Below are 22,445 nucleotides of genomic sequence, written 5' to 3' on the forward strand. Positions count from 1 at the left end.
ATCGTTGTCTAGACGGTGCGCTGGGCCGCGCTGGTGGCGAGCCGGTGCAGTCCGTCGCGGACCTCGTCTGCAAGGGGCTGCCCGTCGAGCAGCTCCTCGGCGTGCCGAAGGTTGGTGTCGATCTGTCGTTCGACCAGGTTTCGGGCGCCGCAGGCGTCCAGAATCCGGGTCAGTATCTCGATGTCGGCGGCGGTGAGATCGGGACGGCCGACCAGGTCAAGCATCCGCAGCTGGTCGGGCGTGGCCGTTGCCTGAGCATGGGCAAGCAGCAGTGTCGGCTTACCCTCACGCAGATCGTCACCGACCGGCTTGCCGATCCGCGCATCGTCGCCGAACACGCCCAGCAGATCGTCGCGCAGCTGGAACGCCTCGCCGACCAGGTCCGCGTAGCGCACCAGCCGCGGCGGCAGGTCATGACCGGCTGTCGCCGCTCCCAATGCCATGGGCCCGGTGACCGTGTAGTGGCCGGACTTGAGCCCGGCGACCGTACGTGCTGTGTCGATGGAACGATCGCTGCGCGCGGCGCCGTTGAGATCCAGGAACTGGCCAGCGGTCAGGGTGGTGATCAGCTGGTTCCACACCGGCCGGGTCGCGACCGGGAGCTCGGCGGCGAGCCGGCAGGCAAGCCCGAATGCGAGGTCGCCGGTGAGCATCGCGGTGGCCCCGCCGTAGCGCCTCGGGTTGCCGGCCCAGCCCTGCTGCCGGTGTATGTCGGTCAACACGCGCTGCAGTGCGGGCCGTCCGCGCCGCATCGATGAGGCGTCCATCAGGTCATCGTGGATCAGCGCGAAGGCGTGCAGCATCTCCAATGCCGCTGCTGCCCGCACGACCAGGTCGTCGGTGCCTTCGCGGGACACGGCCGCATGACCCCAGAAGCAGAAGCGGGGCCGTAGCCCCTTGCCGCCACCGGCGAATTCCTGCAACGCATCCACCGGGTCCGACCAGGGTGCGTCGTTTTCCTTCCATCGCAGATGCTCGTCGGTCAACAGCTCGGCGACGGCGGGCATCACCTGCTGGGCGACGAAGGTCTGGTCGGCGCCGGGCGACAGATCGCCATCCAGGCCTGCCGGTTCGGCGAGTTCGGTTGGGTGCGCACTCTGCGCGTGAGGCGACATCTCGGTTCACCTTGGAGTTCGGCATGTACGGACTGCTCGTCACCGCTGAGACTCCTCGGGCAACGGCTGGAAAATATCGGTGCACAAATCGACGCACACCACGATCGTACGCTACGGTGATCGCCGACGCAGGCTCCTGATGGAGGTGTTCGCCGTGCGTACGGTGATCGGAGCAACCGATCGGGTCGTGATCGTCGGGGCCGGTCTGGGCGGATTGGCCTGCGCCATCCGATTGGCCGCCGCTGGCCGTCAGGTCACCGTGCTGGAGCGCGAAGAGGTTCCCGGCGGCCGAGCTGGCCGGCTCACCGACGGCGAGTTCGGCTTCGACACCGGTCCCACGGTGCTGACGATGCCGGATCTTCTCGACGACACGCTCGCCACCGTCGGGGAGAACCGTGCCGACTGGCTGGATCTGGTCCGGCTGGACCCCAGCTACCGGGCGCACTTTCCGGACGGATCGACCCTCGACATTCGCTCGACCACGGCCGGCACGGCAGCCGAGATCGCCCGCGTGTGCGGGCCGAAGGAAGCAGACAGCTTCCTGCACTTCGCCGACTACGCCCGCGGCATGTACGAGATCGAATGGAACTCGTTCATCGACCGCAACTTCGACTCGCCGATGGATCTGCTCGGCCGCGATCTTGCCCGGCTGGTCGCCGCAGGCGGGTTTCGCCGGCTGGGACCGAAGATCGCCAGCTTCTTCCACGACCCGCGCACCCGCCGGATCTTCTCGTTCCAGTCCTTGTACGCCGGGGTCGCGCCGGATCGGGCACTGGCCCTGTACAGCGTGATCAGCTACCTGGACACGGTGGCCGGCGTCTGGTTCCCCCGTGGCGGCATCCACGCCGTACCCGTCGCGCTTGCCCGGGTGGCGGCCAAACACGGCGTCGACATCCGCTACGGCCGCACGGTCACCGAGGTGGAGCTCGACGGGTCGCGGGCGCGATCTGTGCACACTGCCGACGGCGAGCGCATCGCCGCCGACGTCGTGGTCCTCAACCCCGACCTTCCGGTCGTCTACCGGGATCTGCTGCACCGGCCGCTGCGTCGAGCGTTGCGCTACTCGCCGTCGTGCGTGGTGCTGCACGTGGGCGCGACCGCCGGCTACGGCCGGATCGCGCACCACAACATCCACTTCGGTACGGCCTGGCGGCGCACCTTCCGGCAGATCATCGATGCCGGCCGGCTGATGAGCGACCCGTCCATCCTGGTGTGCAACCCGACCGCGACCGATTCGAGCCTCGCTCCATCGGGCGCGCACACCTACTATGTGCTCGCCCCGGTACCGAACCTGACCGCCGGCATCGACTGGGCGAGCATCGGCGAGCACTACGCCGACGAGCTGCTGCGGACCCTGGAGCAGCGTGGCTACCGCGGGCTGAACTCGGCGATCACGGTACGGCACCTGGTCACGCCGGCCGACTGGGCGCGGGCCGGGATGGCCGCGGGCACCCCGTTCGCTGCCGCGCACCTGTTCAGCCAGACCGGCCCGCTGCGGCCGGGCAACCTCGCCCCCGGACTGGACAACGTCGTGTTCGTGGGATCCGGCACCCAGCCCGGCGTCGGCGTGCCGATGGTACTGCTCAGCGCACGGCTGGCCGCCGAACGCATCACCGGAGACCAACGCTGATCGGGCCGGCCGCGCCACGGGGCCGTGGCAGCCGCACAGGATCGACCTCGATGAGCAGCTGGCTGCCGGGCCGCAAGGTCAGCCCGGGGCGCGGCGTCGGATCGCCGGCGCCTTGTCGAAACACCGGGGTACACAGCGGTGCCAACGCACTGCGCAGCATCAGCCGGGCCAGGTGTGCGCCCAGGCACGTGCGTGGCCCTGCCGCGAACGGCAGGTACGACCAGCTCGGGCGGCCGTCGGTGAAGCGGGCCGGGCGAAACGTGGTCGGGTCGGGCCACAGCGACGGGTCACGATGGGTCAGGTACGGGGAGTACAGCACCATGGTGCTGGCCGGGACGGCCACCCCGGCGCAGTCGGTGTCGTGGGCGGCGATGCGGCTGCCGATCCAGCCCGCGGGATACAGCCGCAGCACCTCGTCGATCAGCGGATCCACCTCGCCGGCCGATCGACGCTCCGCCTCGCCGGTCAGGTGCCATGCCGCCCAGGCCAACGTGTGCGCGGTGGTGTCGTACCCGGCCGCCAACGCGGTACGAAGCTGCTCGACCGCGTCGTTGGCGCCGGCCAGATGCTCGGCGACGCAGCCGGGCGGTGGCTCGGCGAGTACCGCTGCGATCGCCGCGTCGATGCGGGCGAAGAGACGCGGCCGGGGCAGCATCGGCGCCGGCAGCCGACGATCCAACGGGGCGAGGAACCGCGCCAGCAGCCGGTCGGACAGCGCGGAGCCGAACAGCGCCGCGTTGAGCATGTGGCGCACCATCGTCGACGCCCACGAAGCAGCCTGGACGGTCTCGCGCGGCCGGTGCTGTACCGCCAACTCCGCCAGTTGGTCGGACAGTGTCGCCACGGACCGCGCGCTGAAGCGACGGTTGAGTTGGCGACGGCGCGGCTGGTGGTCCGGCACGTCGGTGTGCACGATCCCGGCGGCCAGGTACGGTGTCATCCCGCTGAGGCTGCCGACGCTGCGGAACGTGTCCAGGTCGCCGAGCACGGCCCGATTCCACTCCGGCTGGTAGCCGACCAGCACTCGGCGCCACAGCTGCAGCTGGAACACCGGGCCGGTGGCGGCGCCGGCCGACAGCAGCCGCAACGGGTGCGCCGTCCAGTCCCACAGATGGCCCAGCAGCGGCACGGCGGGCGGCATGGGGAGAGTCGTGGCAGGAGGCACGGCAGGGGGCATGTCGGCACTCACGGGTAGTCGCGTCCCTTCCACCGCACCCGCCGCCGCATCGCGGCGAGTACCGCGGGTACCACCGCGGGCGCGACGATGGGCACCAGCGCGACCTCGGCGTACTGGCGGCGGCCGGTCTTGGCGTTGACCAGCGCACGCTCGACCAGGCCGGCGAGTGCCGCGGCCCGCCACGCCGGGCCGGATGACCAGCGCAGCCACGGTAGCGTGTAGGCCACCGCGTGCCCGGCCAGGTTCGCCACCAGCAGTGCGCGGCTGCCGAAGTGTGCGCCGCGCAGGCTCTTGGCGAAGCCGGCGACCGCCTCGCCATAGCCCCGGTACAGCCGCGCCTGCACCACGTCGCCGCCCAACGCAAGCCCCAACCGCAGCCCGAGGCGTCGGACCCGCCGTGCCAGCGCGAGATCTTCGACCAGTTCGCCGGCCACCGAGGCGTGCCCGCCGATCCGGTCGTAGCCGGCCCGGTCGAAGGCCATCAGCTGGCCGTTCGCGCAGGCCGCCGCCGAGACCGGCAGCCGCAGCAGCGGATAGGGCAGAAACGACAGCAGTACCTCGTCGATCAATGGCACGGTCAGCCGCTCGCCGAGGCTTTCGGTGCGTTGGCGCGGAAACACCGACAGCACCGATGTCCGTTGTCGATGCATTTCGCCGACGACAGCGGCGACCGCGCCCGGCGCGAGGTGGACGTCCGCGTCGCAGAACACCAGCCGGTCGCCGCGTGCCGCGTCGGCGAGCTGCTGGCACGCCCAGTTCTTCCCGACCCAACCGGCCGGCGCCGGGCGGCCGGCGACCAGCCGCAGCCGCGGGTCGCCGGAAGCGGTGGTGGTAACGACATCGCTCGTGTTGTCACGGGATCCGTCGTCGAGCACCAGGATTTCCTCGACCGGCTGGGCCAGCAGGCCGGGCAGCGTCTCGGGCAGCCGCGCCGCCTCGTCGCGTGCGGGGACCAGCAGCGAGACGCCCGCGGTCCCGGCGCGTCGGGCCGGGGACAGCACCGGGAAGGCCACCGTGTTGACGGCCAGCCCGGTGAGCTTGACGATGTGGAAGGCCAGCGCCCCGCCGGCCAACGGGCTCACCACGGCAGCCTCCGCCGTGCCGCGTCGACCCGGTGGTCCCAGCTGCGCCGGCCTGCAAGGGCGCACCGGAACCCCGGCAGCGCCGTACGCGGGTCGTGCTCGGCGAGCGCGGCATCCAGGCTCGACAACTCGAGGCGCAGGGCCGTCGACAGCGCCCCGGTCACGGCGTGCACGTCACCATCGAGCGCCACCTCGGACAGGCTCACGTAGGCAGCCGGCCACTGTTCGCCCCGCAGTGCGATCCGTGTCGCGGCCACCAGCAACCGCGCCGGCGCATGCAGCGCGTACCAACCGGCGCCGCGGGCCAACGGCGCGGGCGGCCCGGGAGCCACCAACCGGCCCTCGGGGTAGATCACCAGAACCCGCCCGGCGCGCAGGGCAGCCGTACCGCGTGGCAGCTCGTCGGTGCCGAACCCGCCGACGTGGCGCGCGAACCGGTAGCGGGTGAGGCTCGCCTGATCCATCAACACCACCATCTGCCGGCCGGCCCGGCGCAACAGGCCGGCCGCGACGAACGGATCCCACCAGCTGTGGTGATTGGCAGCCCACACCACCGGACCGGGCGGCAGCGTCCCGCGCACCCACACCGCGCCGAGCCCTCGGCGCAGGACCCGATCCATGGTGGCGCGCAGTACGGCATCGATCATCGGTGCGCCCCCGCGGTGGTGACCTCGCGCTTCGTGTCGGCCGTATCGGTGGGGGAGCGCCGGCGCAGCCGGACCCAGATCGACAGGGTGCACACGACCAGCGCGAACCCGAACCCGAAGTCCTCGATCGGGATGTCCCACGGGAACCGGATCCCGCAGGTGGCGCCGGGCCGGTACGACACGATCGGGTCCGACAGCCGGGTCAGGGCGCCGTCGACCGGGATCTGGAAGGCCATCGTGATCGCCACCGTCAGCCAGAACCGGCCCTGACCCAACAGCCCGGTCCGCAGCAGCACACTCAGGCCCAGCGCAACCAGCGGCGCCACGATCGCGCCGATGGTGTACTCACCGATCACGACGGCCGCGCCTCCTTCCGAGCACCTCGAAGGTCAGCAGCGCGCACACCGGTACGACCAGGAAGAACAGCCATTCCTCCACCGGCATGCCCAGCAGCCGCACCCCGAGGGTCTGCCGGATGCTGTACCACCAGTCTCCGCGGTGGTAGCCGAACAGGTCCCACGCGCCGAACGCGACGACGACCGGCGCCAGGGTGGCCAACAGCAGCCGCGGCCGCCGGTAGACCCGCGCTCCGAGTACGAACTCCAACGGCAGCGTCGCCGCCACACACAGTGCCAGCACCGCCAGGTACTGCCAGCCAGCCATCATGTCGCCACCCGGGTTCGCCGTCGTGGTGCGCCGTTCGTGGTCATCGGTGCACACCGCCCTGTCCGCCGTCGACGAGTTGGTCGAAGAAGTGCCGAGCCCCGACGCCCCAGTGCAGACCGAGCTGCTTGGGCAGGAACGACGCGACCACAAGCCGGACCCGGTTGGGCAGGAACCCCCTCGGCTGCGAGCTGACGCATCCCGGCGTCAACGCCGCGGGCGGGACCACCGTCACGTCGACGAACTCCACACTGATGCGCTGCTGGCTGGTCGCGGCCCGGATGCGATCGGCGCGGCGCCACGCGTACCGGCTGACGTCTCGGGCCGGCACGATCGTGCCGGCGTGCACCTGCTCGGCCAGGCGCATCAACTCGGTCACCGGATCGCCATGACGCAGGAGTAGATCACCGCCCACGTCGCGCAGGCTCTGCCGCGGGTCGGCCGGGCTCTCGTGCAGGACGCGTCGGCGGTTGGCGGTCGCGAACCCCAACCCCTCGTGCACCACGAACAGCAGGACGACCCGGCGCGCCAGCCGGCACGCCCGCTCCAGCGCCGGGTTGTCGTGCACCCGCAGATCCCGGGTGAACGACACGATCGCCGTCGAGTGGTCGCTCATGCCGAGTGCACCAGTTGCTGCATCACCGCCGCCAGCCGGCGCCGGCGCGGGACCACGGCGCGCCGAGACAACACGTCGTAGCCGTTTCGTTCGATCTCGACCATGATCGCGCCGTAGACCGTCGAGGCCAGTCGGATGCAGCGCCGCGACACCGGCGGCAGCATCTCGATGCCCGGTTCGGCGGCCCGGTAGTGTTGCCGGGCGCGGTCGATCTCGAACGCGACCAGCTCGCGCACCGCGGCGTTGGCCGAGGCGGCGGCCAGGTCTGTGCGCGAGACCCCGAACTGGTCCAGGTCCTCCTGCGGCAGGTACACCCGGTCGCGCTGCAGGTCTTCGGCGACATCACGAATGAAGTTGGTCAGTTGGAAACCCATTCCCAGCTGACGCGCCGGCTCGCGCGCTGCCGCCAGCCGCTCGGCCGCCGGTCGACTGGGCCGGTCGTCGGCCAGCAGGATCGGCAGCATCATCGTGCCGATGGCCGCCGCCGAGCCCTCCATGTAGGTAAGCAGAGCCGGGTAGTCGCGGTACTGCCGCTCGGTGAGGTCCATCCGCATGCTGGTCAGAAACGCATCGAAGTCGACCCGCGGGAGATCGAACACCGCGATGGTGTGTAGCACGGCCGGCAGGATCGGATCCGCCCCGACCTCCTCGCCCTCCAGACCGGCCCGAAACCGCGCCGACCAGGCGTCCAGGCGCCTGGCGCGATGCCGTGCCTCGCCGTCGCCGCCCGTGTCGAGCTGATCGACGATGTCGTCGGTATAGCGGGTGAAGCCGTACAACGCATGCACGTGCCGCCGCTTCCAGGCCGGCAGCAGCCGTGTCGCCAGGTAGTAGCTGCGGCCGTATCGCCGGTGCAACGCGCGGCAGTTCTCGTACGAGGCCAACAAAGACACGACAAACCACCCCGAGACGTCGATATATCGACGCGTAAAACGATGCAGCTAACATCCTAGGTTACGGTGTTGTCGTTCGGGCGACCATTCGGGGAGGCAAGCGGTGTCCGCAAGCGCCGATGCGACCGGCCGGCCACTTCGACCCCACCCAGCGCTTGGACGCCCGGCAATGGACGACGACCAGCGGAGCCTTAGCGCCGGCGAGGTCGCTCGCGAGCTCGGCGTCGCCGTCACCACGATCCGGACCTGGGACCGCCGGTACGGGCTGGGCCCGGCACAGCGCGAAGCCGGCAAGCATCGCCGCTACGACACCACCGACCTCGCGCGCCTGCGGCTGATGCGACAGCTCACCGTTGACGGTGTGGCACCCGCCGAAGCGGCTCGCCTTGCTCGCCGCCTTCCGACGTCGCTGGCCGCCACGCAAGCCGTGGCCCAACAACTCGCCGGGAAGGAGGCCGGGGCAGCCGTGCGTGGACTGTGCCGCGCCGCGCTGGCCCTCGACGTGGTCCAGACGGACAGGCTACTGTCGGATGCAGTTGGTCGCTGCGGCGTCGTGGTCACATGGACGACGATCATTGCCCCGGCCCTGATCGAGCTCGGACGGCGACACGCCCAAGCCGGCCGCTACATCGAGGCCGAACACCTGCTGTCCAACACCGTCTCGCGAGCCCTCGCCCGCGTCCCCCGAAACGACGCGCTGCCCGCCGTGCTGCTTGCCTGCGGCCCGCAGGAACAACACACCCTGGCCCTGGAGGCAACCGCCGCGGCGCTGGCCGAGACTGGGCGCGGCAGCCGCATGCTGGGCGCCCGCGTCCCCGCCCAGTCCCTGTCAACCGCCATCAGCAAGACCGGCCCGCACGCGGTCGTGCTCTGGTCCCACCAGCTGCAGCGCGACGACCTGCTACAGCTGGCGGCCGCGATGACCGCCCGGCCGCGCCCGCTGATCATCGCCACCTGCGGACCCGGCTGGCAGACCCGACCACCCCAGGACGGCGTGATCGCCCCGGCCAGCTTCGTCGAACTGTTGCACGTGTTGCAACTGGTTGCCTGACGGCCAGGAGCGCGGCGTGGCGTCGCCTCTCCGACCACGACGGCGGACGGACGCAACACCGGGTTTCGGGTAGGGGAGAAGATGTCGCACGACTGATCGACCGTACGTCCTGATCGCCGGCACCTCAGCGGGCATCGGCTAGCCACGGCGCAGTCTGGCCGGCGCGCCGTCACGACCATGCCCGGCGGTCTTCGCCGCCGAGGACATCGGCGTCACCCGATCGGGGCCGGGACAACCAAGGGCTTCACCCGCCGGTACCGAGGTGGCGGAGTCGCTCTGCGGCGTCGATGGACTGGCGCTTGCCGGCACGGTAGGCATCCGCCCAGACGGCCCTGTCGTACGGGTCGGTACCGAAGGCGGTGATGGCTGCGGCATCGGGGCGCAGCGTGACGACGGTGGTAGCGCGGGTCGCGGTGAGTTCCTGCCGAAGCTGTTCGGGCGGGAACAGGTGGGCGAGGGGTTCGACCACGACCAGAGTGTCGGCGTCGGTGGCGAGGTCGGCGTTGGTCGCCGATCGCAGTCCGCCGTCCAGGTAGTAACGGCCGCCGATCGGGATCGGCGGCGAGACGCCGGGGAATGCGGTGCTGGCGGCGACCGCCTGAGGTAGTGGTATGTCGCTGTCACGGTCCCAGACCACCGGTTCTCCCGTGTCGGCGTCGACGGCGGTGACGCGCAGCCGTTCCGGAAAGCGGGTGGTACCGAGCAGGCCGCGCATCGAATCGATCCGGGCGTATGGGCCCGCGACGTCCGTCGTGCGGGCGAGTTGACCGACCCGACGACGAGCCACCGCCGCGTCCTGGCCAGGTTCGGAGAGCACGGCGAACACCTCGGCCAGCACCGCGGGGTCCGGTACGTGCGGGTGACCGGTTGTCGGTGGCAGGGCGGCGAGGCGCTCGGGCCGCTCACCGGTCGCCAGGAGGGCGCCGATGATCGCACCGGCGGACGTACCGACGAAAACGTCCGAGTCGGCGAGATCGATGCCGCTGTCAGGTAGGCCGGCGGCGAGGCCCGCCATCCAGGCGGTGCCGACAACGCCGCCGGCTCCGAGCACGAGTGCCCGACGGGTGGTGCCCTGCGGATACATGTGTGATCCCTTCACGTGGCCGGGTACGGGGTGCGGCGGCGGGCATGGTGGAGGGCGTCAGCCCACCACAGCAACTGGTGGGTCATCCGGCGGAGGGCATCGTCCGCGGCCGCGTCGGGGTATGCGGTGCTCGTGTCGGCGGCCGGGCCCCACGGGTTGTGCAGGCTGACGGTCTCGCGGATGGTGACGGCGTGCAGTTCGGCGAAGACGAGCCGGAGCGCCTCGACCGCTCGCAGGCCGCCGGCCAGCCCGCCGTAGCTGACGAATGCCACAGGCTTTGCGAACCACTGGGCGCGCAGCGTGTCGATCGCGGCCTTCAGCGGCCCAGGGTAGCTGTGGTTGTACTCGGGCGTGACCACCACGATCGCCTCCGCCGCGTCGATGCGCGCAGCGAACGCAGTGACGTCGGGATGTTCGATCATCGTCGCCGGCACGCTCACGCCGGCCAGATCGATCATGTCGGCGTCCACGCCCCACGCGGCAAGTCGCTTGGCGACCCAGGCCCCCACGTACGTACCGAATCGTCCTTCGCGGACGCTGCCGACGATGACTGCGACGCGCAGGTCGGCGGTGGTGTTCATGCTGGGTAACCCCTTCGGGAGGAGGTGGATTCGGTGCGGCGGAGCCAGATGGCCGCTGCGGCGGCAAACAGACAGATGCCGACGAGCACGAGGAACGCGGCATGGAATCGCGCGGCGGCCAGGACGAGCACCACAGCCGAGCCCCCGGCGGCGCCGCCCAGGCGCATGGTGATGTTGGCGAGGGCGGCCGCGTCTCCCAGCTCCTGTGCGGACACCGACGCGTACATCGCCGTCATCGCTGGCATCATCGCCAGCCCGAGCCCGACACCGCGCACGACGAGCATGGCCTGCACGGCGACCATCGGCGTTCCGGCGCCCATCCACGGCAGTGGCGCGGTGCAGGCCAGCACGATCAGTGCGCCGACCGAGGCGACGGCGCCGCCACCGTAACGATCGGTGAGCCGGCCGGCAACGAGCATGATCAGTGTCGTACCCGCGCCCATCGGCGCCAGTAGCAGCCCGGTCGAGAGCGCGCCCCGACCAAGCTGGAGCTGCAACCACAGCGGTACCAGCAGAACCGCGGCGAACATGCTGGCGCCGCCACTGAGCACGGTTGCCAGGCCCGCCGCCGTCACCGGCCGGACGACAAGGCGTATCCGCAGGACCGGATGCGGAAGGCGGGCCGAGCGTCGGATGAACAGTGCGGTGGCGCCGGCCCCGATCGCCGCAAGAACGGCCGGCGTTGCCCGACCGCCCGGCGCGGCGAGAGCGGTGAGAGCATACAGCAGCAGCGGCAGCCCCACCGACACCAACACCGCGCCCTGCCAGTCCATCGGTGGTGGCGTGCCGTGGGCACCGCGCGGCACCAAACGCAGGCCGAGCCCGACCGCGGCGAGACCGATCGGTACGTTGAGCCAGAACAGGGCCGGCCATGATGTCCAGGCCAGCAACAGGCCACCGACGCTTGGCCCGACGATCGGCGCGAGCCCCACGACCAGACCCAGTGTGCCCATCATCCGGCCAAGCCGCGCCGGGCCAACTACTTCGCCGATGAGCGTCTGCCCCGCGACGACGAGGATGCCGGCGGTCACGCCTTGCAGCGCCCGTACCGCAATCAGGGCAGGGGCGGTCGGGGCCAGTGCGCACAGCGTCGACGTGACGACGAAGCCGCTGAGCGCCCACAGCCACAGCCGCCCGGCGCCAAGTCGCTGTGCCAGCCATGGCGTGAACGGCAGCCCCGCCGACAACCCGAGAAGGTACGCGGTGGCCACCCATTGGATCTCGGCCAGCCCGACGCCGAGGCTGTCCTGCATGTGCTGCAGGCCGACCGCGACGATCGAACCGTCCATGTTGGCCAGGAACCCACCCAGCGCCATGACCGACGCCGCAGCCCACGTTGCCCGGGTGATGGGGGTCGGCACTGCGGTCGCTTCGCGTAGCTCGCTCACGCCCGGTACGGTAGGAGTTAAACAAATGTTGAAGTCAAGGGAGTGCGTCGATGACCACGGCCACCCTCGCTCGCAACGGCGGACAGGCGACCCTGACCGTCAGCGAGCTCGCACACCGCACCGGCGTCGCGCCGTCGGCCATCCGGTTCTACGAGAAGCACCGGCTGGTCGTCAGCGAACGCACGGCCGGCAACCAACGCCGCTTCTACGAGGCCGAGGAGTGCATCGTCAAGATCATCCGAGTGGCGCAGCGGGTCGGGCTGTCCATTGCGGAGATCCGCGAGCTCATGGCAGACCTGCCCGAGCGCCGCCGGATCACCATCGACGACTGGTGCGTGCTGCGCCGCGCCCTCGAAAGCGAGGTACGAGCGCGACTTCAGGCCCTGCACGCAGCGCTTGACGACCTTACCTCCGACCAGAGGCTCTGCGAGATCCCACCAGCCACAACCCACAGGGGTCAACACTGACCGACACGGGATTCGCGCCGCCGGCACCCGCCGGCCATCGCCATGGCAGTGGCGGAGGCGGTGATCGGCTGCCGCAAGTCGGGACGCGCCCCGATGAGCCGGCACACCGAGACTGCGGCGTTCGACTATCGCAGTGATCCGACTGTGCGGGTGCCATTGGATGCGCACACCGACGGGTGAGCCCGCGGACCCCGGTCACGGACGGAAGCAGGATCCTGCAGCGCGGCAACTCGTACCGCAACGGGCCCGATGAGTCGACGCCGCGTCTACCGGCGCCGACCGTGCGGGCCGGGCTCGCGCGGGGCTTCATGCTGGCCCGTCTATCACGCGATCCAGGTGAATGCGTCGCGCTTTGATCTGCTCGCCTGACGAACGCGACACGAGACCCGACTGGGCGGCCCCAGACCCGACCCGGCGACCACTACTGCGTTGCCCGGGGTGTGGTGAGAAAGTCCAGGACCAGTGGGCTGGCATGGGAACGGCACTCCTCGAAGTAGGCATGCCGGGCCCGATCGATCAGGTGAGCCCGGCGTCCGGAATGCGGTCGGCGAGCAGTGCCGCATTGGCGACCGGGCAGAGCAGGTCCGCGGTGCCGTGCAGGATCGCGGTCGGCGCGGTGATGTCCGGCAGGAGGTCCCATGCGTCGTGGAGGTGGCTGGCCATCAGATGACGGTGGCGAGCGTAGGTGGGCATGTCGGGGTCGCCGAGAGTGTCATACGGTCCCGGATGAGCCGCGCGCCACTCAGGGGTGTACATCAACTCCATCAGAGTTTGTCGAGCGGCGCGGGCGTCGGCCTGTGCCAGGGCTTTGCGGACATCGATGCCGCGTTCGACGCCGTGTGAGCCGCCGGGCGACGTGCAACCGAGTACCAACGCGGCCACCCGGTGCGGGTGCCGAGCCGCGAGCTGCTGCGCGACGCGGCCTCCCATGGAGGTTCCGTACACGTCGGCCCGATCGATGCTGAGAGCGTCGAGGACCGCGATCACGTCCCGGGCGAAGAGTTCGGTGCTGTAGGCCTCATCGGGTTTGTCACTCGCGCCGGTGCCGCGGTAGTCCATCGTGACGGTACTGCGGGCGGTGTGAAAGTCGGCTCGAACGCTGTCCCACCAATGGTGGTTGTTCGCCTGTCCCGACAACAGGACCAGCGGCGCGCCCCTGCCCTGGACCTGGTAGGCGATGCGGACTCCGTCCGGCGTCGTCGCGTGCATCGTCGACTCTTTCACTCGCTCAGTGTCCCCCTTGGACAGGCATCGTGCGCGTGCGGTCAAGGGCAGCCGCGTTCGCGACGAAGCCAACACGTCTCCGCCATCACGCGAGCAGCCGACCTCCCATCAACATCCGGCCCCCTTCTGCGAGAGGCCGCGCAGAACCTGTGGCTGCATGGTCCGGACTGGGACGCACGGGGCGCTCTCGTCGTTGTCTCATGGCAGGAGAAGCGTCTTTCCGGTGATGGTGCGGGACCCGATCGCCGCGTGGGCTTGGGCGGCGTCCTGGAGAGGGAAGGTCCTCCCGATGGTTGGACGAATGGTTCCCTGAGCGGCGAGGTCGAGGGCACGTTCGGTGAACGAGAACAGTTCATCGGGTGTGGTGCCGATCGCGGCGAGGGGGATCACCGTGATGTTCTTGGCGGCGGCTGTGGTCGGGTCGATCGTGCCCCAGCTCCCGCCCGCGGCGCCGTGCTGGACGTAGCGCCCGCCGGGGCGGATGAGCGTGAGCAGTGCAGGGGTGGTCTGGGCGCCGACACCGTCGAAGACGACACTCATCCCGTCCGGTACCGCGGAACGCAGGCGAGTGGTCCAGTCGTGATCGCGGTAGTTCACGGTGATGTCGGCGCCGAGGGTGCGGGCGTGGTCGAGCTTGTCGCTGCTCCCGGCGAGGGCTGAAACGATCGCACCGGACGCCTTCGCGAGCTGGACGAGGATGCTGCCCACGCCGCCCGCTGCGGCGGTGATGACGACGGTCTGGCCGGGTCTGATGCCGGCGGCGTGGTGCAGACCGACGGCGGTGCGGCCGTCAGCGAGCAGAGCGGTCGCGTCGGGGAGGCCGAGCGGTTCGGGGACGCGGTGCAGGTCGGCGGTGCGGGCCAGCGCGAGGCTGGCGTAGCCGCCGGTGCCTCCGGTGGCGGTGACGACGCGCGCGCCGATCCACGCCGGGTCCACGCCCGGCCCCACGAGATCGATGGAGCCGCCGACACCGTTTCCGGGGACGACTGGGAACGTCGCGGGCGGGGCGACGGGGCTACCGGCGCGGATCAGCGTGTCGATGAAGGTGGTCGCGACGACCTCGACGGCGACCCGTACTTGTCCGGGGCCGGGCTCGGGGTCGGGCAGTACGATCGGGTGCAGTACGTCGGGAGCGCCGGGATGGTCGGCGATCACGGCTCTCATGTCGTGGTCCTCGTTTCTGGATGTCGGTCGTCTGTTGCGGGTGGTCCGGCGGGCAGGAACGGCATGATGACGAGGGCGACGCCGAGAAAGCCCAGCGTCCAGGCGAAGGTGCGCTCGAACGCTGCATCGATCCCGCTGCTGCTTCCAAGGCCGTCGAGGGTGGCGAGGTACCGGTTGAGGATGAGTGCGACGACGACGGTGCCGAACGAGGCGCCCACGCGCTGGACGACAGTGAGCAGGCTGGTGGCCCGCGGGATCGAGGCGGGTTCGACATCGCGGTAGCTGGTCGCGGAGACGGCTACACCGATGCCTCCGAGCCCGGCCCCGAGAGCGACGAGTGCTGCCGACAACACGGTCAGCGATGCGCCGTCGGCGAAGACGAACGTCCCGAGCCCGCTTCCTGCCAGCACGGTGCCGGTGAGCGCAACGATCCGTGGGCCGGCCAGGTCGGCGTAGCGCCCGGCAACCCACAGTCCGGCCATGAGCCCGAGGCCCTGCGGTGCCAGCAGCCAGCCGACCTCGGCCACCGGAAGGCCGCGGGCCTGCTGGTAGAACAGCGGCATGAGCAACATCGGCCCGTACAGGCACGCTCCGGAGAGGAACATCATCATGGTCGCGACCGAGAACGACGGATAGCGGAACAGTCGCAGATCGAGAAGCGCCCGGTCGCCACGGCGTACGGCATGCAGCACGAATCCGACCTGCAGCACGGCACCGCCGGCCAGCAGCACGATCGGAACGGCCAACAGGTCACCGATGAGGGACAGGCCGGCCAGGATCGCCACCGTCGCGGGGACCATCAGTAGCGCGCCGATCCCGTCCAGTGCGCCGGGCCGCTGCACAGGCGCCGGGTGCAGGTGGCGAAAGGCCAGTGCGAGGGCGAGCAGGCACAGTGGCGCGTTCACCAGGAAGATCCACCGCCAACCGAGCGAGCCCAGGATGATCCCACCCAACACGGGACCGAGGATCGGGGCGAGCTGGCCGGGAATGCCGATCAGCCCCATGACTCTGCCCATCCGGCGGGGACCAGCGGCACGGGCGAGCATCGCCTGCACCAGCGGCAGGATGAGCCCGCCGCCGAGACCCTGCACGACTCGGAAGGCGATCAGGCTCTCGATCGACCACGCCAGTCCGCACAGCATCGAGCCGGCCAGAAACAGCAACAGCGTCGCCAGCCATACCCGTCGGGCGCCCCATCGGTCGGTCAGCCAGCCCATCATCGGGATCGCCGCGGCCATCGCGAGCAGATACGCGGTCGTGGCCCACTGAGCTGCCCGCACCGTCGTGTCGAACGCCTTGGTCAGATCGGCGATCGCGACGGCAACGATCGTCGTGTCCAGCAGCGCGACCGACGCGCCGACCAGCAGCACCCCCATCAGACGCAGGAGGGCACGGTCGATCCGGCCCACGTTCGAACTGATTGCTGGCATGCCAACATTATACCAATCTTGCTGGCATGCCAACAGTCGCTATCCTGTCACCATGGCAAGCCCGACAGACGACCCCGCAGCGGATGGAGCGCCGCTCCGGCACGTCGGTACCAGCATCGAGGGCGCCCCGGTCGGGTCGCTGCTGTTGCAGGTCGTCCGTGCCCACGCACGAGTGGGCACCGAACTACTGAACGAAGCGGGCGTGGCGTCTCCGCACGAGATCGTGCTGCTCTACCTCGACGCACACGGCCCGGTCCCGCAGACCGAACTGGTCCACTACATGGGCCGCGACCGCTCCACCGTCACCGCGACCCTTCAAGCGATGGAACGCGCCGGCCTCGTCACCCGCACCCCGTCGACAACGGACAAGCGCGCCATGATCGTCCGACTTGCCAAGAAGGGACGCGACGCCGTTCCTCGCGCCCAGGCCGCATGGCACGAACTGGAACGACGCACCACTCGTACTCTCACTCCGTCGCAGCAAGCGGACCTGATGACGGCGCTCGCCGCGATACGCGACGCACTCAACGAGGCGCCTGCCAACTAGGGTCTGTTTCGGGGTCCCGCGTGCCGGCTGCGGCGGCCCCGTTTGCCCGCTCGCGGCGTTGTCGCACAGCCCGTGTGCAAGCCCGGCACACGAACTGCCCTCCGCCTTGCGAGCAGACAAACGGAACTCGCCTCGCTCGGCCGGGGACTCCGAAACAGACCCTAGGTCGGTGCGATCGGAGCGTGGAGCGGCGGTAGTCCCGTTGCCGAGCGGCGTCCCGAACAGCGCCTTGGCCGTAGGCGCGCCTTCGCCGTGGCTCGCTTGCTGGGTGCCACCGTGGCGGTACTGGCCCGCCGCAGGCGACGGCACCGATCGGCCCGACACCTCGCGAGCAGGTGAGCAGTTGCTGCTGTCCCGGGAGCCCGGAACAGCAGCAACGCGGACGATCAGAAGTCGTCGTCGAAGCTCACCGACCCGGCAACTGCCACCTGGTAGGCCGAGACCCGCCGCTCGAAGAAGTTCGACAGCTCCTGAACGTCCTGCAGTTCCATGAACGCGAACGGGTTGCGGCTGCCGTACATCGGCTCGATGCCGAGCATGGCCAGCCGCCGGTCGGCGACGTGCTGGAGGTACTCGCGCATGTGCGTCAGCGACATCCCGGACACGCCTTGTTCCAGCAGGTCGGCCGCGAACTGGACCTCGCACTCCACGGCCTCGGCGAGCATGTCCTTGACCTGCTGCTGCATCTGGGCGTCGAACAGGTCGGGCTCCTCGGCCCGGACGGTGTCGACCACGTCGAAGGCGAACGCCATGTGCATCGACTCGTCGCGGAACACCCAGTTGGTGCCCGAAGCGAGGCCGTGCAGAAGGCCGCGGGAGCGCAGGAAGTACACGTAGGCGAAGGCGCCGTAGAAGAACAGGCCCTCGATGCAGGCGGCGAAGCAGATCACGTTGAGCAGGAACGCGCGCCGGTCCTCGCGGGTCCTGAGTTCCCGCAGCTGGAAGATGGAGTCGATCCACCGGAAACAGAACTCCGCCTTGCGGGCGATCGACGGGATGTTCTCCACCGCCGCGAACGCCTCGAACCGTTCCTTCTCGTCCGGTACGTAGGTGTCCAGCAGGTTCAGATAGAACTGAACGTGCACGGCCTCCTCGTACAGCTGCCGCGACAGGTAGAGCCGACCCTCCGGCGAGTTGACGTGCTGGTAGAGGTTGAGCACCAGGTTGTTGGCCACGATCGTGTCGCCGGTGGCGAAGAAGGCGACCAGCCGCGACACCAGATGCTGCTCGGCGGGAGAAAGTTTGGCCAGGTCGGCGAGGTCGGAGTGCAGGTCGACCTCCTCGACCGTCCAGGTGTTCTTGATCGCGTCCTTGAACCGGTCGAAGAAGCGCGGGTAGCGCATCGGCCGCAGGGTCAGGTCCATGCCAGGGTCGAGCAGCAGGTGCCGTTCCCCGGTGCTGGCACGGGTGCTGGTGGTCTCGGGGTTCGTCGTCATTGGCACGCCTCGCAGCTCTCGGGGTTTTCCAGGGAACAGGCCAGCGCCTCGGCGTCGCTGACCGGGCCGGCACCGCTTGTCGCGGGCGCGACCGCGACGGTCGCCTGCTGGATGCGCGTCGCCGGACGCGAGCGCAGGTAGTAGGTCGTCTTGAGCCCGGACTTCCAGGCGTGCAGGTACATCGAGGACAGCTTGCCGATGGTCGGCGAGCTCAGGAACAGGTTCAGCGACTGGGACTGGTCGATGTACGGAGCGCGGGCGGCCGCCACGTCTATCAGTGCCCGCTGCGGCAGCTCCCACGCGGTACGAAACAGCGTGCGCAGTTCGGCGGGCAGGTCGGTGACCGACTGCACCGAGCCCTCGGCGCGCTTGATCTGCTCGCGGACCGGCGCCGTCCACAGCCCGAGCTTCTTCAACTCCTGTACCAGATGGGTGTTGATCTGGAGGAACTCGCCGGACATCGTCTCGCGCTTGAACAGGTTGGACACCTGCGGCTCGATGCACTCGTAGCAGCCGGCGATCGAGGCGATCGTGGCGGTCGGCGCGATCGCCACCAGCAGCGAGTTGCGCAGGCCGTGTGCGGCAATGGATGCCCGTACCACGCTCCACCGGTCGGTCTGGCTCGGCTCGCAACCCCACAGGTCGGGACACAGGGTTCCGCCGGCCGCGCGCGTCTCGGCGTAGCAGGGGTGCGGGCCGAACCGTTCGGCGAGCCCGGCCGAGGTCTCCAGCGCCGTCAGCAGGACCTCCTCCTGTACCCGGGTCGACAGCTCCCGCGCCTGCGGCGAGTCGAACGGCAGGCGCAGGGTGAAGAACGCGTCCTGCAGGCCCATCAGGCCCAGCCCGACCGGACGCCAGCGCGGGTTGGAGGCCGCCGCCTGCTCGGCGGGGTAGTAGTTGATGTCGATGACCCGGTCGAGGAACAGCACCGCGGTGCGCACCGTGGCGCGCAGCTTGTCCCAGTCCAATCCGTCGGCGTCGACGTGCGCGCCCAGGTTGATCGACCCCAGGTTGCACACGGCGGTCTCGGCGTCGTTGTTGACTTCGAGGATCTCGGTGCACAGGTTGGACAGGTGGATCGTGTTGCCCGGTCTGCCGGTCTGGTTGCCCAGCCGGTTTGCAGTGTCCTTGAACGTCATCCAGCCGTTGCCGGTCTGCGCCAGGGTGCGCATCATCCGGCCGTACAGGTCCCGGGCCCGGACGGTGCGAACCGCCTTCTTCTCCGCCGCCCGGTACGCGGTGTCGAACGCCTCGCCGTACAGGTCGGGCAGCTCCGGCGCATCCGATGGGTCGATCAGTGACCAGTCCTCGTCGGCCTCGACCCGGCGCATGAACTCGTCGGGGATCCAGTTGGCGAGGTTCAGGTTGTGCGTACGGCGCGAGTCCTCGCCGGTGTTGTCCCGCAACTGCAGGAACTCCTCGATGTCGGGATGCCACGGCTCCAGGTAGACACACGCCGCCCCCTTGCGCCGGCCACCCTGGTTGACCGCGGCCACACCGGCGTCGAGGGTCTTGAGAAACGGCACGATCCCGTTCGACCTGCCGTTGGTACCGCGAATCAGCGCGCCGCGGCCACGAACGCGCGACCACGAGATCCCGATTCCGCCGGAGAACTTCGACAGCCGCGCGACCTGGTGGTACCGCTCGTAGATCGAGTCGAGCTCGTCGCGCGGTGAGTCGACCAGAAAGCACGACGACATCTGCGCGTGCCGGGTCCCGGAGTTGAACAGCGTCGGCGAACTCGGCAGGTACGACAGGCTCGACATCAGCCGGTAGAAGGCGATCGCCTCGTCCGGCGTCTGGGACAGACCACATGCGACCCGAAGCAGCCAGTACTGCGGGGTCTCCACGGTCAGCCGGGAGTCCGGATGCCGCAACAGATAGCGATCCGTGACGGTACGCAGTCCGAAGTACTCGAAGCGCCGGTCGCCGTCGGGGTCCACCGCGTCGTCGAGCCTGCGGGCGTTGCGTGCCACGAACTCGGCGGTGTCGTCGCCGATCAGCCCCAAACCGTGCGCGTACCGGATCGACTGGCTGAAGCTCGCGACGCCCTGCCCGCGCACCTCCTTGTCCACGAAGGTGGCCAGCAACCGGGCCGCGAGCCGGGAGTACTGAGGTTCCTCACCGATCAACTCGGCTGCGGTCTGGATGGACAGCCGATCCAGCTCCTCGGTGGTGACGCCGTCGTAGAGCCCGCTGATGGTCTTGGTCGCCACCCTGAGCGGATCGACCTCGTCGAGGTCGGACACCCAACGTTCCACCGCAGTGACGATCTTGTTGACGTCCACCGGTTCGGCGACCCCGTCGCGCTTGCGTACCCGCATCACGTGTCGTCGCTGCTCCGACGCCCGGTGATCTGACGCAGACTGCTCCTGCAGCACCGTCATGCTCCCTCGTCCCACGCCTGAAGGTCGTCGGTGCGCGGGCAGGGACGCCGCCGGTCAGCCGCCGCGAAGCTGCGGACGATCCGGCTGATGGCGTCGGCCGTCCCGCGCGGCCTTCGACCGCCGCACGCGGCGCGTGCGGCGCCGCTGGCAGGTCTTCGGACTCGTGGGCGTCGTGCTGTCCTACTGGCCGTCGCTTCCCAGACCGTGCGGTCCAGTGCTGTATGACGGCGGTCGTTCCCACTCACCGCTGCGGGGCAGTCCCGGATTTGCACCGGGTTCCCTCTTGCCTCGACTGCCGCGCGACGCGACAGCCGAACCAGCTGCAGGAGCCACTATATATGGCGGCGCGATCGGGCGTGCACACCAGATGCTGTGTCGGCGTGTCTCGTGCGGTAGCCATGGTGCGCCTCTGCATGGCGGCTGGTCCGAGTCCGTGTGCCGGGCCCACACCATCGAGCGGTGGCCGCGAGTGCGAAGGAACGTCCATGGGCGCAGATCTTCTGATAGGCGAAAATCGAGGACAAGGCAGGTCGACCGATGCGTTACTGGGATTGGTCGGTCAACGATGCGGCGCGGTGGGACCTTGCACCGCTTGGCGGTGCCGCTCATCGGTGAGCGCTCTTTCGGGGCCTTCGGCCTGTGCCATCTGCGTCCATCGACTCTGCCACGTGTCTAGCGTTGTGGCCAGGATTGCAGGCGATGGCCGCCGTGCCAGGGCACCGCCGTGGGAGGCCGTCATGGAGGGACCCGCTCAAGTCCACGTACCTACCGATGCACTGCCTGCCTCGCACACCATCGAAGCCGTTCTCGTGGCCACCGCGGAAGGCAGGTGAGCGATGTTGATCGTGATCGCGCTGGGCGGCAACGCTTTGCTGCAGCGGCACGACAAGACCGATGCTCGCACTCAGCACTCCCGCGCCCGGCAGGCCGTTCGCGCCGTAGCGCCGCTGGCCGCCGAAAATCAGCTGGTCATCACGCACGGCAACGGGCCCCAGGTGGGGCTGCTCGCCGCCGAATCCACGCGGGACGCCACGCTCGGAAGCGCCTACCCCCTCGACGTTCTGGGTGCCGCATCCGAGGGGATGATCGGGCACTGGCTCAGTCTGGAGTTGCGCAATGCGCTGCCCACGGTCCCGGTGGCGGCGCTGCTGACGCAGACGCTGGTTGACGAGCACGACCCCGCCTTTCGCGATCCGACCAAGTTCATCGGGGTCGGCTACGAGCCGCATGTCGCGCAGGCGATCGCCGCCCAGCGCGGATGGACGATGCGGCAGGACGGCAACTCGTGGCGGCGGGTGGTACCCAGCCCCGAACCACGAGACGTCCTCGACATCGACGTACTCGAGTTGCTGTTGGCTCACGGCACGATCCCCATCTGTGCCGGTGGCGGGGGAGTGCCCGTGATCCGCGCCGCGGATGGACAGTTGGTCGGAATCGACGCCGTGATCGACAAGGACCTCACCGCGTCGCTGATCGCGACCAGGCTGCAGGCCGATGCGCTGCTGATGCTCACCGATGTCACCCAGGTCGAACAACACTGGGGCACGCCGCTGGCCCGTCCGCTACATCGGGTCACGAGCAGCCAGCTGCGGCAGATGAACTTCGCGGCCGGATCGATGGGCCCCAAGATCGAGGCCGCCTGCCGGTTCGTCGACCAGCACGCCGCGACCGGCGGTACCGCGATCGCCGGGATCGGGCAGCTCACCGACGCGGCGGACATCCTGACCGGCCAGGCCGGCACGCTCATCACCAGTGATGCCGATCCGGCCGGTGCCGCGGAGCTGCCCGTTCAGGCTGCCGAACATCTCCGCCTCCGATGAGGTGATCACGGTTGCGTAGCCGTTGCCTGCGATGGCTTCGAGT

21 protein-coding genes and 1 riboswitch are annotated in these 22,445 nt (G+C 69.7%); of the genes, 5 read left to right on the forward strand and 16 right to left on the reverse strand.

Translation table 11 applies throughout. From position 1 onward, the window contains the following. Positions 1-8 precede the first annotated feature (8 nt). Positions 9-1,115: a polyprenyl synthetase family protein gene (locus Asera_RS13770; RefSeq protein ID WP_051803030.1), complete on the reverse strand. Its 1,107-nt coding sequence runs from the start codon at positions 1,113-1,115 to the stop codon at positions 9-11. 139 nt (positions 1,116-1,254) lie between these two features. Between Asera_RS13770 and crtI the strand changes: the two genes are divergently transcribed. Further along, positions 1,255-2,745: a phytoene desaturase family protein gene (gene crtI, locus Asera_RS13775; protein ID WP_035298667.1), complete on the forward strand. Its 1,491-nt coding sequence runs from the start codon at positions 1,255-1,257 to the stop codon at positions 2,743-2,745. Here crtI and Asera_RS13780 read toward each other — a convergent pair. From Asera_RS13780 to Asera_RS13810, 7 genes are read right to left on the reverse strand one after another with little or no spacing between them, the layout of a single operon-like run. Beyond that, complete coding sequence (locus Asera_RS13780) at positions 2,726-3,886, reverse strand: cytochrome P450 (RefSeq protein ID WP_051803031.1); 1,161 nt, start codon at positions 3,884-3,886, stop codon at positions 2,726-2,728. The two genes, crtI and Asera_RS13780, sit on opposite strands and share 20 nt — an antisense overlap. Positions 3,887-3,930: 44 nt before the next feature. Continuing rightward, entirely contained in the window at positions 3,931-5,007 is a 1,077-nt protein-coding gene (locus Asera_RS13785) for a glycosyltransferase family 2 protein (protein ID WP_030449609.1), read from the reverse strand. Then, the gene (locus Asera_RS13790) at positions 5,001-5,651 is read right to left on the reverse strand and encodes a lysophospholipid acyltransferase family protein (RefSeq protein ID WP_030449610.1); all 651 of its coding nucleotides are present in this window, start codon (positions 5,649-5,651) and stop codon (positions 5,001-5,003) included. Before Asera_RS13790 ends, Asera_RS13785 begins: the two co-directional genes overlap by 7 nt. Then, positions 5,648-6,007: a lycopene cyclase domain-containing protein gene (locus tag Asera_RS13795; protein ID WP_051803032.1), complete on the reverse strand. Its 360-nt coding sequence runs from the start codon at positions 6,005-6,007 to the stop codon at positions 5,648-5,650. Before Asera_RS13795 ends, Asera_RS13790 begins: the two co-directional genes overlap by 4 nt. Further along, positions 5,997-6,317 carry a lycopene cyclase domain-containing protein gene (locus tag Asera_RS13800; RefSeq protein ID WP_030449612.1) on the reverse strand — a complete coding sequence of 107 codons (321 nt, stop codon included), beginning with the start codon at positions 6,315-6,317 and terminating at the stop codon, positions 5,997-5,999. The genes Asera_RS13795 and Asera_RS13800 overlap by 11 nt, the downstream gene beginning before the upstream one ends. 40 nt (positions 6,318-6,357) lie before the next feature. Then, a complete protein-coding gene (locus Asera_RS13805; protein WP_030449613.1) occupies positions 6,358-6,930 on the reverse strand; it encodes a deoxyribodipyrimidine photo-lyase in 573 nt (190 codons plus the stop codon). Next, positions 6,927-7,823 carry a phytoene/squalene synthase family protein gene (locus Asera_RS13810; protein ID WP_035298669.1) on the reverse strand — a complete coding sequence of 299 codons (897 nt, stop codon included), beginning with the start codon at positions 7,821-7,823 and terminating at the stop codon, positions 6,927-6,929. The genes Asera_RS13805 and Asera_RS13810 overlap by 4 nt, the downstream gene beginning before the upstream one ends. Before the next feature lie 169 nt (positions 7,824-7,992). Here Asera_RS13810 and Asera_RS13815 point away from each other — a divergent pair, with 169 nt between their 5' ends. Next, a complete protein-coding gene (locus tag Asera_RS13815; RefSeq protein ID WP_035298672.1) occupies positions 7,993-8,874 on the forward strand; it encodes a MerR family transcriptional regulator in 882 nt (293 codons plus the stop codon). Between the two features lie 244 nt (positions 8,875-9,118). On the opposite strand, the gene Asera_RS13820 is transcribed toward Asera_RS13815, so the two are convergent. The 3 genes from Asera_RS13820 to Asera_RS13830 are packed head-to-tail and all read right to left on the reverse strand — an operon-like array spanning position 9,119 to position 11,927. Next, positions 9,119-9,958 (reverse strand): patatin-like phospholipase family protein, encoded by an 840-nt coding sequence (locus tag Asera_RS13820; protein WP_030449616.1) that lies wholly within the window; start codon positions 9,956-9,958, stop codon positions 9,119-9,121. Positions 9,959-9,969: 11 nt separating this feature from the next. Beyond that, positions 9,970-10,539 carry an NADPH-dependent FMN reductase gene (locus Asera_RS13825; RefSeq protein WP_030449617.1) on the reverse strand — a complete coding sequence of 190 codons (570 nt, stop codon included), beginning with the start codon at positions 10,537-10,539 and terminating at the stop codon, positions 9,970-9,972. Beyond that, the gene (locus Asera_RS13830) at positions 10,536-11,927 is read right to left on the reverse strand and encodes an MFS transporter (RefSeq protein ID WP_030449618.1); all 1,392 of its coding nucleotides are present in this window, start codon (positions 11,925-11,927) and stop codon (positions 10,536-10,538) included. Before Asera_RS13830 ends, Asera_RS13825 begins: the two co-directional genes overlap by 4 nt. 50 nt (positions 11,928-11,977) lie before the next feature. Here Asera_RS13830 and Asera_RS13835 point away from each other — a divergent pair, with 50 nt between their 5' ends. Beyond that, positions 11,978-12,394: a MerR family transcriptional regulator gene (locus Asera_RS13835; protein WP_035298674.1), complete on the forward strand. Its 417-nt coding sequence runs from the start codon at positions 11,978-11,980 to the stop codon at positions 12,392-12,394. A gap of 516 nt (positions 12,395-12,910) precedes the next feature. Here the strand turns inward: Asera_RS13835 and Asera_RS13840 are convergent. The 3 genes from Asera_RS13840 to Asera_RS13850 all read right to left on the reverse strand — a co-directional run bounded on the left by Asera_RS13840 (position 12,911) and on the right by Asera_RS13850 (position 16,212). Then, the gene (locus Asera_RS13840; RefSeq protein ID WP_211255796.1) at positions 12,911-13,618 is read right to left on the reverse strand and encodes an alpha/beta fold hydrolase; all 708 of its coding nucleotides are present in this window, start codon (positions 13,616-13,618) and stop codon (positions 12,911-12,913) included. A 198-nt stretch (positions 13,619-13,816) separates the two neighbouring features. Further along, positions 13,817-14,782 (reverse strand): zinc-binding dehydrogenase, encoded by a 966-nt coding sequence (locus tag Asera_RS13845; RefSeq protein WP_030449620.1) that lies wholly within the window; start codon positions 14,780-14,782, stop codon positions 13,817-13,819. Next, the gene (locus Asera_RS13850) at positions 14,779-16,212 is read right to left on the reverse strand and encodes a DHA2 family efflux MFS transporter permease subunit (RefSeq protein WP_084132814.1); all 1,434 of its coding nucleotides are present in this window, start codon (positions 16,210-16,212) and stop codon (positions 14,779-14,781) included. Before Asera_RS13850 ends, Asera_RS13845 begins: the two co-directional genes overlap by 4 nt. Positions 16,213-16,264: 52 nt before the next feature. Here Asera_RS13850 and Asera_RS13855 point away from each other — a divergent pair, with 52 nt between their 5' ends. After that, on the forward strand, positions 16,265-16,759 hold the full coding sequence (locus tag Asera_RS13855) for a MarR family winged helix-turn-helix transcriptional regulator (protein WP_211255797.1): 495 nt from the start codon (positions 16,265-16,267) through the stop codon (positions 16,757-16,759). Positions 16,760-17,145: 386 nt separating this feature from the next. Here the strand turns inward: Asera_RS13855 and Asera_RS13860 are convergent, their stop codons facing one another. Both Asera_RS13860 and Asera_RS13865 read right to left on the reverse strand, forming a co-directional pair. Beyond that, on the reverse strand, positions 17,146-18,195 hold the full coding sequence (locus tag Asera_RS13860) for a ribonucleotide-diphosphate reductase subunit beta (RefSeq protein WP_030449623.1): 1,050 nt from the start codon (positions 18,193-18,195) through the stop codon (positions 17,146-17,148). Beyond that, positions 18,192-20,582 carry a ribonucleoside-diphosphate reductase subunit alpha gene (locus Asera_RS13865; protein WP_030449624.1) on the reverse strand — a complete coding sequence of 797 codons (2,391 nt, stop codon included), beginning with the start codon at positions 20,580-20,582 and terminating at the stop codon, positions 18,192-18,194. The genes Asera_RS13860 and Asera_RS13865 overlap by 4 nt, the downstream gene beginning before the upstream one ends. A 129-nt stretch (positions 20,583-20,711) precedes the next feature. After that, positions 20,712-20,918, reverse strand: a riboswitch (cobalamin riboswitch). A gap of 500 nt (positions 20,919-21,418) precedes the next feature. Here Asera_RS13865 and Asera_RS13870 point away from each other — a divergent pair. Then, positions 21,419-22,402, forward strand: coding sequence for a carbamate kinase (locus tag Asera_RS13870; RefSeq protein ID WP_051803033.1), 984 nt, complete (start codon positions 21,419-21,421; stop codon positions 22,400-22,402). Positions 22,403-22,445 lie beyond the last annotated feature (43 nt).

The sequence above is a fragment of the Actinocatenispora sera genome (assembly GCF_018324685.1).
GTDB lineage: Bacteria > Actinomycetota > Actinomycetes > Mycobacteriales > Micromonosporaceae > Actinocatenispora > Actinocatenispora sera.

Excerpts from the sequence above, each read along its gene's own strand:
- Asera_RS13770 (WP_051803030.1), bottom strand. The coding sequence starts at position 1,115 with ATGTCGCCTCACGCGCAGAGTGCGCACCCAACCGAACTCGCCGAACCG.
- crtI (WP_035298667.1), top strand. The coding sequence starts at position 1,255 with ATGGAGGTGTTCGCCGTGCGTACGGTGATCGGAGCAACCGATCGGGTC.
- Asera_RS13780 (WP_051803031.1), bottom strand. The coding sequence starts at position 3,886 with ATGCCGCCCGCCGTGCCGCTGCTGGGCCATCTGTGGGACTGGACGGCG.
- Asera_RS13790 (WP_030449610.1), bottom strand. The coding sequence starts at position 5,651 with ATGATCGATGCCGTACTGCGCGCCACCATGGATCGGGTCCTGCGCCGA.
- Asera_RS13800 (WP_030449612.1), bottom strand. The coding sequence starts at position 6,317 with ATGATGGCTGGCTGGCAGTACCTGGCGGTGCTGGCACTGTGTGTGGCG.
- Asera_RS13805 (WP_030449613.1), bottom strand. The coding sequence starts at position 6,930 with ATGAGCGACCACTCGACGGCGATCGTGTCGTTCACCCGGGATCTGCGG.
- Asera_RS13815 (WP_035298672.1), top strand. The coding sequence starts at position 7,993 with ATGGACGACGACCAGCGGAGCCTTAGCGCCGGCGAGGTCGCTCGCGAG.
- Asera_RS13820 (WP_030449616.1), bottom strand. The coding sequence starts at position 9,958 with ATGTATCCGCAGGGCACCACCCGTCGGGCACTCGTGCTCGGAGCCGGC.
- Asera_RS13825 (WP_030449617.1), bottom strand. The coding sequence starts at position 10,539 with ATGAACACCACCGCCGACCTGCGCGTCGCAGTCATCGTCGGCAGCGTC.
- Asera_RS13835 (WP_035298674.1), top strand. The coding sequence starts at position 11,978 with ATGACCACGGCCACCCTCGCTCGCAACGGCGGACAGGCGACCCTGACC.
- Asera_RS13845 (WP_030449620.1), bottom strand. The coding sequence starts at position 14,782 with ATGAGAGCCGTGATCGCCGACCATCCCGGCGCTCCCGACGTACTGCAC.
- Asera_RS13850 (WP_084132814.1), bottom strand. The coding sequence starts at position 16,212 with ATGCCAGCAATCAGTTCGAACGTGGGCCGGATCGACCGTGCCCTCCTG.
- Asera_RS13855 (WP_211255797.1), top strand. The coding sequence starts at position 16,265 with ATGGCAAGCCCGACAGACGACCCCGCAGCGGATGGAGCGCCGCTCCGG.
- Asera_RS13860 (WP_030449623.1), bottom strand. The coding sequence starts at position 18,195 with ATGACGACGAACCCCGAGACCACCAGCACCCGTGCCAGCACCGGGGAA.
- Asera_RS13865 (WP_030449624.1), bottom strand. The coding sequence starts at position 20,582 with ATGACGGTGCTGCAGGAGCAGTCTGCGTCAGATCACCGGGCGTCGGAG.
- Asera_RS13870 (WP_051803033.1), top strand. The coding sequence starts at position 21,419 with ATGTTGATCGTGATCGCGCTGGGCGGCAACGCTTTGCTGCAGCGGCAC.